General features: G+C 65.4%; 5 protein-coding genes and 1 pseudogene. 3 read left to right on the plus strand and 3 right to left on the minus strand.

Going from position 1 to position 13238, the window contains the following annotated elements:
* The 3 genes and pseudogenes from V7787_RS50275 to V7787_RS50285 all read right to left on the minus strand — a co-directional run.
* A pseudogene (locus tag V7787_RS50275) lies at window positions 1-2469 on the minus strand (hypothetical protein); the annotation flags it as partial.
* Between the two features lie 369 nt (window positions 2470-2838).
* Window positions 2839-3612 carry a response regulator transcription factor gene (locus tag V7787_RS50280; RefSeq protein WP_336095040.1) on the minus strand — a complete coding sequence of 258 codons (774 nt, stop codon included), beginning with the start codon at window positions 3610-3612 and terminating at the stop codon, window positions 2839-2841.
* 271 nt (window positions 3613-3883) lie between these two features.
* A complete protein-coding gene (locus V7787_RS50285; RefSeq protein WP_336095041.1) occupies window positions 3884-6106 on the minus strand; it encodes a M3 family metallopeptidase in 2223 nt (740 codons plus the stop codon).
* A 337-nt stretch (window positions 6107-6443) separates the two neighbouring features.
* On the opposite strand from V7787_RS50285, the gene V7787_RS50290 reads away from it, so the two are divergent.
* The 3 genes from V7787_RS50290 to V7787_RS50300 all read left to right on the plus strand — a co-directional run.
* Window positions 6444-8528, plus strand: coding sequence for a type I secretion system permease/ATPase (locus V7787_RS50290; protein ID WP_336095044.1), 2085 nt, complete (start codon window positions 6444-6446; stop codon window positions 8526-8528).
* A gap of 3 nt (window positions 8529-8531) precedes the next feature.
* Window positions 8532-9953, plus strand: a complete 1422-nt coding sequence (locus V7787_RS50295; RefSeq protein WP_336095042.1) for an HlyD family type I secretion periplasmic adaptor subunit — start codon at window positions 8532-8534, stop codon at window positions 9951-9953.
* Between the two features lie 369 nt (window positions 9954-10322).
* Window positions 10323-13238: calcium-binding protein (locus tag V7787_RS50300; RefSeq protein ID WP_336095043.1), on the plus strand; the 2916-nt coding region annotated here is incomplete at its 3' end.

Below are 13238 nucleotides of genomic sequence, written 5' to 3' on the forward strand. Positions count from 1 at the left end.
GATGGCCACCCGCGGATCGGGCGTGCTGCCCGGCGGCAGGTTGTCGATGCGGTTGTTGATGTTGGTCAGGCTGGCGTCGACCGCGGCGAAGGCGGCGCCGATGTTGCTGTAGTTGCCGCCCTGCACGGTGTAGTTGGGCGCGCCGAACACGCCGCCGTTGAACAGCGAGCCGCCGCCGAAGATCGAGGCGATCGAGTTGCCCATGGCGAAGATCTGCCCGCCGTTGACCGCCTGCAGGCTGCCCGACGCGATCTGGCCGCCGGCCAGATTGTCGATCGTCGTGCCGGTGCCGGCGGGCCCGCGCAGGGTGATGTTGCCGTAGTCGGGATTGCCGCTGCCGTCGTCGTCGTACTGCACGGTGAAGGCGTTGGTGCCGGTGATGCTGCCGTCCAGCGCGGTCAGCGCGGCGCCGACGTTGGTGTAGGTGTTGCCGCCGATGACGTAGCTGGGTGCGCCGAAGGTGCCGCCGGCGTTGAAGGTGGCGCCGCCGCCGAAGATGTTGGCGATGCTGGTGCCGATGCCGAAGATCTGGCCGCCGTTGACGCCTTGCAGGCTGCCCGCGGCGATTTGCCCGTTGGCGAGGTTGTCGAGCACCGAGCCGGTACCGGCCGGGCCGCGCAGGGTGATCCGGTTGTAATTCGGGTTGCCCGCGCCGTCGTCGTCGTACTTGACCGAGAAGGCGTCGCCGGTGCTCACGTTGTTGTCCAGCGCGGACAGGGCGGAGCCGACGTTGGTGTAGGTGTTGCCGCCGATGACGTAACTGGGCGCGCCGAACGTACCGCCGGCGTTGAAGGTGGCGCCGCCGCCGAAGATGTTGGCGATGTTGCTGCCGATGCCGAAGATCTGGCCGCCGTTGACGCCTTGCAGACTGCCCGCGGCGATCTGGCCCGCGGCGAGATTGCCGAGCACCGTGCCGGTGCCGGCCGGCCCGCGCAGGGTGATCGCACCGTAGTTGGGATTGCCGGCGCCGTCGTCGTCGTACTGCACCGCGAAGGCGTCGGCGTTGGCCATGCCGGTGTCGATCGCGGCGAGCGCGGCGCCGACGTTGTTGTAGCCGTTGCCGGCGATGACGTAGTTCGGCGCGGTGATGGTGCCGTCGGCGGCGACGGCCGCGCCCGCGCCCAGGTGCTGAGCGTTGGATTGGCTGATCGCGAACACCTGCGAGCCGTTGATCGCCTGGGTGCTGGCGGCGTTGACCGCGCCGGCGCGCACATTGGAGATCAGCGTGCCGCCGGCGCCTTGCAGGGTGACGCTCTGCAAGTTCGGCGTGCCGCCGGCGTCGTCGTACTTGACCGCGAACGGATCGGCCGCGGCGGTGGCCAGCGCGCCTTGCAACTGGGCCAGATTGACCGCGTCGGTGCCGACGCTGCCGGCGGCGACGTTGGTCAGCTTGCGGGTCGCGCCGGCCGCGCCGATCGAGACTTCGCCGGCGGAGGTTTGCGGCGCGGCCAGGCCGAAGGCGACGTAGTTGGTTTGCGCGCCGACCGCGGTGGAAGAACCCGCGCCGAGCGCGACGCTGTTGGCGTGGGTGGAGGTCGCGCCGAAGCCGAGGATGGTCTGGCGGTCGGCATTGCCGAAGCTGTTGTCGCCGATCACCACCGAATTGCCCAGGCGCGCGGCGTAGTTGGTGTCCGGTCCGCCGGTGAAGCCGGCTTGGGCGGCGGTGATGGTGGGCAGCTGATGGCGCGCGTTGGTGCCCATCACGATGGTGTTGGAGCCGTTGGCGTAGCTGCCGTCGCCGATGATGGTCTGGTTGTTCTGCGCGGCGTTGGTGCGCCAGGTGCAGGCCAGGCCGATGACCACGCACGAGGCGTTGTTGTTGTTGCCGGTGTAGTTGCTGTCCTGGAACTGGATGTAGCTGTCGGAGTGGACCGCGCCGATCAGGGTCATGTGGTTGGCCGGCTGATTGCCGTCCAGATCGACCACGTTCGGCGCCTGGATCAGATTGAGGATCAGCGACAGATACGAGTAATTGAAGTTGGCCCGGTCGATGGTGAGGCAGCCGGTGCCGAGCAGGCCGCAGGCCTGGTAGTCGTTGCCGAGCAGCCAGTTCTGCAGATAACTGACGATGCCGGGTAGGGTGTTGTTGAGCACCGGCGGCGGCTGGATCACGCTCATCGGCGAAACCATGCCGCCATCGAACGCACTGGCCGAGTTCCAGGTGTTGGCGTTCGGAATGCCGTCGAACACCAGCGGCAACAGCGGGGCTTCGCTGTCGAGCGCCTGGTCGCTGGTCGCCTCGGCTTGCTGTGTTTCGTTTTCCGTCGAGTCCTTGGCCGCTGCGCCGTCGACGGCGTTTTCCACCTTCGCACCGAGATCGGCTTGCGGTTCGGCCGCGGCCGCGGGCAGGGCGAGCATGCCCAGGGCGATGCAGCCGCTCAACAACGATAGGCGCAGCACCGCCGTGCCGCGCGTGGGTTGGGGATGAGTGCGATGGGCCTTGGATTGGGAAACGATGCGCCTGTTCATTGACAGCCTCCGTCTGCGAACGATGCGGGGCCGATCGGCATCGCTGGCGGGAGTAGGCGTCGTCCGGCCGATCTTCGGCCGCATAATCGGTCCCTGTATCCCCCCGATGCCCTGGCTGTCCGGTTCGCTGGCGCGGTCAGCCATCGGCAAACCCAGGCTAGGTAACGCGGATACGCAACACACTCATGCAGGATCACCGTGTCTCACTGGCGATCACTGCGAAAACGACAGGGCGCAAACAACGACGGCGGCCCTGCGGCCGCCGTCCCGATGACGCTGTGATTGAGTTGCGACAATCACGCGGCTGTCATCCGTTCAATCGGTGACGTCCGCTGGTTTTTAACGTTTCGCCGCGATGCGCGAAACCGCTCAGTTGCTCGCGCGCACGATGGTGCACAGATAACCCATGCCGCGCACCGCGCGCAGCGGCAACGGCAGCGGGCTCATCAGCGCGACTTTCTTGCGCAGGCGGTAGATCAGCATTTCCAGGCGATGCGGATCGAAGTCGTAGACATCGCTGGTGAGCGAACCGATCAGGCTGTCGTGCGAGACCGGATGGCCGCCCGCGCCGGTGTTGACCAGACGCAGCAGCACGCTGCGCTCGGGCGCGCTCAGATCGATCGCGGCGCCGTCGGGCGTGCGCAGGGTCCAGCCGTCCAGCGCCAGTTCCCATTCGGGCTGGCCGGTGCCGGCGCGGGTGGGCATGGCGCGCATGTGGTGTTGCAGGCTGTGCATCGCGGTGACCACCGCGGCCAGGCTGTCCAGGTCGACCGGCTTGCTGAAGCAGGCGTCGGCGATCTCGTGGTAGGAGTCGTGCTGACCGCCGAGGCCCGCGTCGGCGTCGAGCATGACGATGCCGATGTCCGAATGCTGGCGCAGATGCAGCGCCACCGAACGCGGATTGTCGTCGGGCAGATCGCTGGCGATCACCGCGATGTCGCACGGCGAACTGAGCAGGTTGCGGTACAGCGCGGTGGCGTTGGCGCATTCGACGATCGCGAACTGACGCATCTGCAGCGAGTGCAGGATCTGCTGGCGCAGATGAGGGTCGCGCTCGACTACGGCGATGCGGCGGTTGTTGCGATTGTCCAGGCCGGTGCCGGAAGTGCCCGCGCCGGTGTGAGCAGCTGAGATAGCGGCCATCCTGATGTCCCCTGTTGGTCGAACTTCAAGCTGTTTTCTTATGTAGAAACAGTGCCGTCGATATCCAATATCAGGTTAATAGGGCTCCCTTAAAACCTAATGTGACATAGATCGGGCTTCGCCAAAAGAGTGCAGATAATGTGGAATTTAGTATCAATATTTAGATCGAGATAACGTATTCGGTGTGCTTATGTGGCCTACAAACGCAGAAAAGGCCGCCCACCGGACAGGTGGGCGGCCTTTTTTGTTAAAACCGGTCTAGCGGGCTGAATTATTTATTCTTCGAACCCGCGGCGGCGGCCGGCGCGGTCAGGCCGCGGCGTTCCAGCAGCGGCTGGATCTGCGGTTCGTGGCCGGAGAAATCGCGGAACAGCTGCAGCGCGTCCTTGCTGCCGCCGCGCGAGAGCAGGGTGGCGCGGAAGCGGTCGCCGTTCTCGCGGGTCAGGCCGCCGTGCTGCTTGATCCATTCCACGGTGTTGGCGTCGAGCACCTCGGACCAGATATAGGCGTAGTAACCGGCCGCGTAGCCGCCCATGATGTGGCTGAAATACGGGGTGCGGTAACGCGGCGGGACCGGCGCGTAGAAGATCCCGTCCTGCTTGAGCGAAGCGGTTTCGAACGCCATCACGTCCTTCGGCGCGGGCACCTTGGAGGCGTCGCCGATCTGGTGATAGTTCTGGTCCAGCATCGCCGCGCCCAGATACTCGGTGGTGGTGAAGCCCTGGTTGAACTTGGACGCCGCCAGCACTTTGTCGAGCAGTTCCTTCGGCATCGGCGCGCCGGTCTGGTAGTGCTTGGCGTAGTTGGCCAGCACCGACGGCCAGTCGGCCCACATCTCGTTGACCTGCGAGGGGAACTCGACGAAGTCGCGCGGCACGCTGGTGCCGGAGAAGTAGGGGTACTTCACGTTCGAGAACATGCCGTGCAGGGCATGGCCGAACTCGTGGAACATGGTGGTGACCTCATCCCAGGTCATCAGTGTCGGCTTGCCGGCCGGCGGCTTGGGGATGTTGAGGTGGTTGGCGACCACCGGCAGGGTGCCGAACAGCTCGGACTGCTCCACGTAGGAGTTCATCCAGGCGCCGCCGCGCTTGGAATCGCGCGCGTACATGTCGGCGATGAAGATCGCCAGCTGCTTGCCGTTGGAATCGAACACGTCGTAGGCGGTGACGTCGTCGCGGTACAGCGGCAGGTCGGTGCGCTGCTTGAACTTCAGCCCGTAGAGCTGGCCGGCGGCGTAGAACACGCCGTTTTCCAGCACGTTCTTCATCTCGAAGTAGGGCTTGAGCTCGGCTTCGTCGAAGGCGAACTTTTCCTTGCGCACCTTCTCGGCGTAGAACGCCCAGTCCCACGGCTCGAGCTGGAAGCTCTTCTCGCCCTTGGCGGCCTGTTCCTTGTCGATCATCGCCTGCAGGTCGGCGGCTTCGCGCTTGGCGTTGGCGACCGCGGCCGGGGCCAGCTGGCCGAGCATCTTGTTGACGGCTTCGGGGCTCTTGGCGGTTTCGTCTTCCAGCACGTAGGCCGCGTAGTTGGGGTAGCCCATCATCTTGGCGCGCTCGGCGCGCAGGGTGACGACCTTGGAGACGATGGCGGTGTTGTCGTACTGGTTGCCGCGGCTGCCGCGCGCGACCGAAGCCTTGTGCAGCTTTTCGCGCAGGGCGCGGTTGGTCAGGTCGGTTTCCGGCGGCTGGCCGGTGGTGTTGAGCAGGGTCAGCAGGTACTTGCCTTCCAGCTTGCGGGCCTTGGCGGCTTCGGCGGCGGCGGCGATGCGCTCCTCCGACAGGCCGGCCAGCTCTTGCTTGGTATCGACCACGATCGCCGATTCCTTGACCTCGGCCAGCACGTTCTTGCTGAACTTGGCGCCGAGTTCGGCCAGCTCGGCGTTGATCGCCTTCAGCCGGGTCTTCTGCGCGTCGCTGAGGTTGGCGCCGCTGCGGACGAAGTCGGAGTGGTAACGCTCGATCAGGCGCACGCCCTCGGCGTCCAGGCCGAGCTTTTCGCGCTGTTCGTACAGGCTCTTGATCCGGGCGAACAGCTTCGGGTTCAGCGAGATCGCGTCGCGGTGCGCCGACAGCTTGGGCGCGTACTGCTGCTGCAGGTTCTCGCGGGTCGGGTTGGTGTCGGTGCCGGTGAGGTTGAAGAAGGTCGACACCGCACGGCTGAGGATCTGGCCGGAGCGCTCCATCGCCACGATGGTGTTGTCGAAGCTAGCCGGTTCGGGGTTATCGGCGATCGCTTCGATTTCCTTGATCTGGTCGGCCATGCCGCGATCGAAGGCGGGCGCGAAGTCGGCGTCCTTGATCTTGTCGAACTGGGGGAAGTGCAGCGGCAGCGGGCTGAGCTGGAAGAACGGGTTCGCGCTGGAGGCGGCGGTCGGAGCGGCGGTCTGGGTCACGGCTTTGTCGGTCTTCGTCTGGGCCTGGGCATTGTGGGCCAGGCCGGGAGCGGTGGCGATCAGGGCCACGGCCAGGGCCACGGCGAGGGGATGCTTCATGGTGCGAACCTCGTCAAAAGGAACCCCGGAGCGTACCCGATCGCGGCCTGGGCCAGCCCCTGACGAAAGGCACGGGTGGGGGCGGGGGCCCGGTTTTTTAGCTAAATGCGGCGGTTGGGTTGGCCGGTCGCAACAATTGACACGGCTATGGGGCAATGTGATGCTCCGCGGCCGGAAACGCATTGAATTGGCAAGGTTTCCGGCGTAACCGCAGCAACCCCGGGGCCTGCCCGGGGCGGTCCAAAATTCAGTCAGAGAAGTGCAGATGTCGCAAGGGAATGTGGCCTTGGTCCCGGGGACGCCGGTCGCCGGGGAGCAGGGGTTGGACCTGTCGTGGATGGGTCTGGTGCTTTTGGCGCAGTTTCACGGAGTCGCTGCCGATTACGCCCAGTTGATCCATCGTTTTGGCGGCAACGACCGCCCAGCCGATGAAACTTCGCTGCTGCTGGCCGCCCGCGAGATGGGGTTCAAGGCCAAGGTCGTGGCCCAACCGGTATCGCGGATCGGCCGCGCCAGCCTGCCGGCGTTGGCGCTGGTGCCGGGCGGGGAGTCGTTCGTGGTGGCCAAGGTCGGCCCCGACGGCGTGCTGATCCACGATCTGGCGCTCAAACGGCCGCGCACGCTGAGCCTGGAGGAGTTCCAGGCGCGCTACGCCGGCCGTCTGCTCCAGGTCACCTCGCGCGCCTCGGTGCTGGGCGAACTGGCCCGTTTCGATTTCAGCTGGTTCGTGCCGGCGGTGGTGAAGTACCGCAAGCTGCTGCTGGAAGTGCTGGTGGTTTCGCTGTTCATCCAGTTGTTCGCGCTGGTCACGCCGCTGTTCTATCAAGTGGTGATGGACAAGGTGCTGGTCCATCGCGGCCTGACCACGCTGCACGTGATCGTGGCCGGGCTGGTGTCGATCGCGGTGTTCGACGTGGTGCTCAACGGTTTGCGCACCTACGTGTTCGCCCACACCACCAGCAAGATCGACGTCGAGCTCGGCGCGCGTTTGTTCCGGCACATTCTGTCGCTGCCGCTGGCGTATTTCGAATCGCGCCGGGTCGGCGATACCGTCGCCCGCGTGCGCGAGCTGGAGAACATCCGCAGCTTCCTCACCGGTCAGGCGCTGACCTCGGTGCTGGATTTGATGTTCACCGTGGTGTTCCTGGCGGTGATGTTCTATTACAGCGGCTGGCTTACCCTGATCGTGGTGATATCGCTGCCGCTGTACGCGATCTGGTCGGCTGCGATCACTCCGTCGCTGCGCAAGCGGCTGGACGAAAAATTCTCGCGCGGCGCCGACAACCAATCGTTCCTGGTCGAAACCGTCAACGGCATCGGCACGATCAAGGCCACCGCGGTCGATCCGCGGGTGACCCGTACCTGGGACAACCAGCTTGCCGGTTACGTGGCGGCCGCGTTCCGGGTCACCCGGCTGGCGACCATCGGCCAGCAGGGCGTGCAACTGGTGCAGAAGCTGGTCAGCATCGCGATCCTGTACTGGGGCGCGCAACTGGTGATCGACGGCAAGCTCTCGGTCGGCCAGCTGATCGCGTTCAACATGCTGGCCGGGCAGGTCGCCGCGCCGATCATCCGTCTGGCGCAGCTGTGGCAGGACTTCCAGCAAGTCGGCATTTCGGTCGAACGCCTCGGCGACATCCTCAATACCCGCACCGAACTGCCGGGCAGCCGCATGACCCTGCCGCCGATCCGCGGCCGGGTGACGTTCGAGAACGTGGTGTTCCGCTATCGCCCGGATGCGCCGGAAGTGATCGCCGGTATCGATCTGGATATCGCCGCCGGCGAAGTGGTCGGCATCGTCGGCCGCTCGGGTTCGGGCAAGAGCACGCTGACCAAGCTGGTGCAGCGGCTGTACGTGCCCGAGCGCGGGCGGGTGCTGGTCGACGGCCACGATTTGTCGCTGGCCGATCCGGCCTGGTTGCGGCGCCAGCTGGGCGTGGTGTTGCAGGAGAACTTCCTGTTCAACCGCAGCATCCGCGAGAACATCGCCCTGTCCGATCCGGGCGTTCCATTGGAGCGAGTGATCCATGCGGCCAAACTGGCCGGCGCGCACGACTTCATCGTCGAATTGCCGGAAGGTTACGACACCAAGGTCGGCGAGCACGGCACCGGCCTGTCCGGCGGGCAGCGCCAACGCGTCGCCATCGCCCGCGCGCTGATCACCGATCCGCGCATTCTGATCTTCGATGAGGCCACCAGCGCGCTGGACTACGAGTCCGAGCATGCGGTGATGTCGAACATGCATGCGATCTGCAAGGGCCGCACGGTGTTGATCATCGCCCACCGCCTGTCGACGGTGCGGCGTGCCAACCGGATCGTGGTGATGGAGAAGGGACGCATCGTCGAGAGCGGCAACCATGCCGAACTGATCGCGCGGCCCGACGGCCACTATGCGCGTCTGCACCGTTTGCAGCAGGGCTGATCGATGAAACATATCTTTCAAGCCTGGACTGATTTCGCCGCGCGCTACGGCCGCGTATTCAAGGCCGCCTGGGGCGTGCGCCGGCAGTTCGACCCGCCGCAGCGCAGCCCCGAGGAACTGGCGTTCCTGCCCGCGCATCTGGAACTGATCGACACGCCGATCTCGCCGTTGCCGCGCTGGACCATGCGCATCGTCATCGCCTTGTTCTGCGTGGCGGTGCTGTGGGCCTGCATCGGCCAGCTGGACATCGTCGCGGTGGCGCCGGGCAAGACCGTGGCCGGTTCGCGGACCAAGGTGGTGCAGCCGCTGGAAACGGCGGTGGTGCGCAACATCCTGGTGCGCGACGGGCAGACGGTGAAGCGCGGGCAGTTGCTGATCGAGCTGGACGCCACCGCATCCGCCGCCGATTTCGAGAAGGCCGGCGAAGAACTCATCAACGCCAGGCTGGCCGAGTTGCGGCTGTCGGCGTTGAGCGCATCGATCGATTCCGGCCGCGCGCCCGCGCTGGCACCAGGAGATGGCTTACCGCCGGCGCGTTATGAGGCCGCGCGCCAACTCGCGTTGAGCCAGTTCGACACCTATCAGGCGCGCAAGCAGAACCTGGCCGCGGCCATCGCCCAGCGTCAGGCCGAAACCCAGACCGTGCAGGCGCTGATCGGCCCGCTGGAAAAGTCGGCCGGCATCGCCCGCTCGCGCGCCGAGGACTACGCCAAGCTGGTCGAAGGCAAGTACGTCGGCCGTCACGACTACCTGCTGCGCGAACAAGAGCGCATCGCGGTTGAGCGCGACTTGGCCGCCCAGCGCAGCCGGCTGCACGAGACTCAGTCGGCGCTGAACGGTGCGCGCGAGGAGTTGCGTGCGATGACCGCCGACATGCGCCAGCAAACCCTGGACAGCCTGCGTCAGGCGACCGAGCAAGTGCGCCAGTACACGCCCGAAGTCGCCAAGACCGGCCAGCGCGACAAGTTCATGCAACTGCGCGCGCCGGTCGACGGCACCGTGCAGCAATTGGCCGTGCACACCAATGGCGGCGTGGTCACCCCGGCGCAAGCCTTGCTCGCGGTCGTGCCCAGCCGCGAAGCGTTGGAGGTCGAGGCCACGGTGCTCAACAAGGACATCGGCTTCGTCCGGCGCGGGCAGACGGTCACGGTCAAGATCGAGAGCTTTCCCTATACCCGTTACGGCTATCTCACCGGCACGGTCGAGAGCGTCTCCCACGACGCGGCCCAGGACGAACAACTGGGGCTGGTGTTTCCCGCGCGCGTGCGCTTGCACGGGTCGAGTTTTCTGATCGACGGCGTGCGGGTGAACCTCACGCCCGGCATGGCCTTGAGCGTGGAGATCAAGACCGGCAAGCGGCGGGTGATCGATTACCTGCTCAGTCCGCTCAAGCAGCATGCGGGTGAGGCGCTGCGCGAGCGATAGCCATTGCGGCGACGCGTTGCTGCAACGCGCCGCCCGCACACTCGCCCGTGTTGCCGTTGCGGCAGACGCACACAACGCAGAACCCGCGGGCGAGCTCAGAATCGGGCCGGCGAAAGGACGTCCTTTCCCGGCTTCGGTACAGGACTAAGTCAATACAACCAAGGAGCAGTTATGGCGTTGCCGCCGTTAAACAAAACATTCTCCAATGGCATTGGAGATATCAGTTTCAACGCGAATATCGATAAGGGCACGATATCTGCGAGCTACAAGCCGCCGTCGGGCGGCACTGGCCCGACCGCGGGGCTTACCTACAATCTCGCCGAAGGCACTGCGAGCTATAAGAGCGGCCTGGCGTCGGGCAACGGCAACATGACGATATCGGGCAACATCACCGCGGACGGTAATGGCGGCTTCACCGCCAGCGGCGAATCGATCAGCTTGTCCTGGCGCGGTCCCGGCGGCGCGGAAGTCGGCGTCAAATTGACTCCGAACGGCATGGTTCCCCATCCCACCGATCCCAGCGCGCCGATGGTTCCGTCGGCCAAGGCCGAGGGCACGATCGGTTTCAAGAAGTTCACTCTGGACATTCCGCTGGCCGAAAACTTCACGATGAACGACCTGTTCGATCGTGAGCTCAACGGCCCGCTGTCGAGCGGCCTGCTCGGCGACGCCTACACCAAGTTGCTGCACCGCAAGCGCGACCTGGATCAGGCGATCGAGGACACCGAGAACGGCATCGACCCCAACACCCGCCGCAATTTCGACCGCGCCCGCAACTTCAGCGCGCGCCGCGATCCGCTGGTGCTGGATCTGGACGGCGACGGCATCGAAACCGTCGGTTCCGACAGCGGCGAAGTGCTGTTCGACCACGAAGGCGACGGCATCCGCAACGGCAGCGGCTGGCTCAAGCCCGACGACGGTTTCCTGGTCTGGGACCGCAACGGCAACGGCGTGATCGACAACGGCGGCGAACTGTTCGGCGATATGACCGCCGGTTCCGGGATGGAGGGCGATCCGAACACCTTGCCGCCCGATTCGCCCGAACGCGTGCGCAGCGCCGGTCTGCGCGCGCTGAGCCGTCTGGACACCAACAAGGACGACGTGTTCGACGCCAACGACGCCGAGTTCGCCAATGTGCGCGTCTGGCGCGACCTGAATCAGGACGGCCAATCGTCGGCCAATGAGCTGTTCACCCTGAGCCAGCTCAACATCGCCTCGATCAACCTCAACCCCACCTCGACCACCAACGTCGACCTGCGCAACGGCAACATCATCGACACCACCGGCAGCTTCACCCGCACCGATGGTTCGACCGGCGTGACCGGCGATCTGTTGCTGGGCAACAACAACTTCTATCGCGATTTCACCGACCACATCGAACTGAGCGAGGCGGCCAAGCAGTTACCGGCGCTGGTCGGTGCCGGTCTGGTCCGCGATCTGGCCGAAGCGGCCACGCTCGACCCGCAGTTGGCGGCCGCGGTCAACGGCATGAGCGACGGCATGAGCCGCAACGAGATGATGAGCCGCATGGACGCGTTCCTGGCGCGCTGGGCCGACACCTCGACCATGCAGTCCTCGTACGAAGCGATGTGGGGCGGCGGCGGTTTCGGTGCGGTCAAGCTCAACGTCTTCGGCCGCAATGTCGGCCAGCTGACCGACATGATTTCGGTGTTGGAGCGCTTCAACGGTCAGCACTATTTCACCGGCGTGGGCGCCGGGGTCAGCGCCAACAACCGTTTCTGGGGCGTGGAGCCGGTCGAGCCGGGCACGGTGGTCCAGTATTTCGTCATCAACGTCGACATCGACGAAACGCCGGCCAAGCTGTTGCGCGAGGCGTACGAGCAGCTGCGCGATTCGGTCTACTACGGTTTGGTCATGTTCACCCGCCTGCAGAACTATATGGCGGAAGTGAATCTGGTCCTGGATCCGGTGCGTGGCTTCGTCTTCGATTTCGATGCGATGGATCAGAAGCTGCGCGACAAGGCCTTCGGCGGCGATGTCGATGGCGCATTGGACGATCTGTACGACCTGTACCGCGCCAACTCCGGCCTGTTCAAGGGCTGGGAATGGTCCGACACGCTCGGCGCGATGGCCGAGCACGCGCAGTTCAGCGGCGAGTTCGTCGGCCGTGCGGTGCAGTTGTTCGGTACCAACGTGTTCGGCGGGCACCTGGGTACGGCCGCCAGCCAGGACGACGATCTGGTGATCGGCGGCGCGACCGGCGATGTGATCGTCGGCAGCGGCGGCAACGACGTGCTGGTCGGCTATAGCGGCGACGACTCGCTCAACGGCGGCGCCGGCAACGACAAGCTCTATGGCGGGTCGGGCAACGACACCCTCGAGGGCGAGGGCGGCAACGACGTGCTCGAAGGCGGCGACGGCGACGATGTGATCACCGACGGTTCCGGCACCAACGTGCTGCGTGGCGGCGCCGGCAACGACATTCTGCGCAGTACCAGCCCTTGGGCGGTCAATACCTTCATCGGCGGCAGCGGCGACGACACCATGTCGGGCTACTACGGCGGCGACACCTATGTGTTCAACGTCGGCGACGGCCGCGACACGATCAGCGACAATGGTGCGTATTCCAGCACGGGCGAGTACGCCGATACGCTCAGTTTCGGCGAAGATATCGCGCCGGCGGACATCAAGGTCGACCGCGTGGGCGACGACTTGGTGTTCACCCACCGCAATGGCGTCGATCAGATCACGGTCAAGAACTGGTACGTGTCGGCCGGCAACTGGCTGGAGAATGTGCGTTTCGCCGATGGCACCTCCTGGTCCGCGTACGATCTGACCTACAAGTACACCCAGATCGGCAGCGATGCCGACCAGACGCTGACCGGCGTCAACGGCTCCAATGCGGTGATTCGCGCGGGCGGCGGCAGCGATACGATCGTCTCCGGCGACGGCAACGATGAGCTGCACGGCGAAGCCGGCAACGACACGATCAGCGCCGGTTCCGGCAACGACAAGGTGTTCGGAGGTGCCGGCAACGACACGATCGAGGGCGGCAGCGGCAACGACGTGCTGGAAGGCGGCGATGGCGATGACGTCATCAGCGACGGTTCGGGCACCAATGTGCTGCGCGGCGGTGCGGGTGACGACATCTTGAAGGGCACCGACCCGTGGGTGGTCAACACCTTCGAAGGCGGCACCGGCAACGACACGATGTCGGGTTACTACGGTGGCGACACCTATCTGTTCAACCTCGGCGACGGTCAGGACACCATCAACGACAACGGCGCGTACTCCAGCGCGGCGCCGTACGCCGACACCTTGCGT

It is taken from the genome of Pseudomonas sp. CGJS7, from assembly GCF_036961695.1.

Excerpts from the sequence above, each read along its gene's own strand:
- V7787_RS50285 (WP_336095041.1), bottom strand. The coding sequence starts at position 6,106 with ATGAAGCATCCCCTCGCCGTGGCCCTGGCCGTGGCCCTGATCGCCACC.
- V7787_RS50290 (WP_336095044.1), top strand. The coding sequence starts at position 6,444 with ATGGGTCTGGTGCTTTTGGCGCAGTTTCACGGAGTCGCTGCCGATTAC.
- V7787_RS50280 (WP_336095040.1), bottom strand. The coding sequence starts at position 3,612 with ATGGCCGCTATCTCAGCTGCTCACACCGGCGCGGGCACTTCCGGCACC.
- V7787_RS50295 (WP_336095042.1), top strand. The coding sequence starts at position 8,532 with ATGAAACATATCTTTCAAGCCTGGACTGATTTCGCCGCGCGCTACGGC.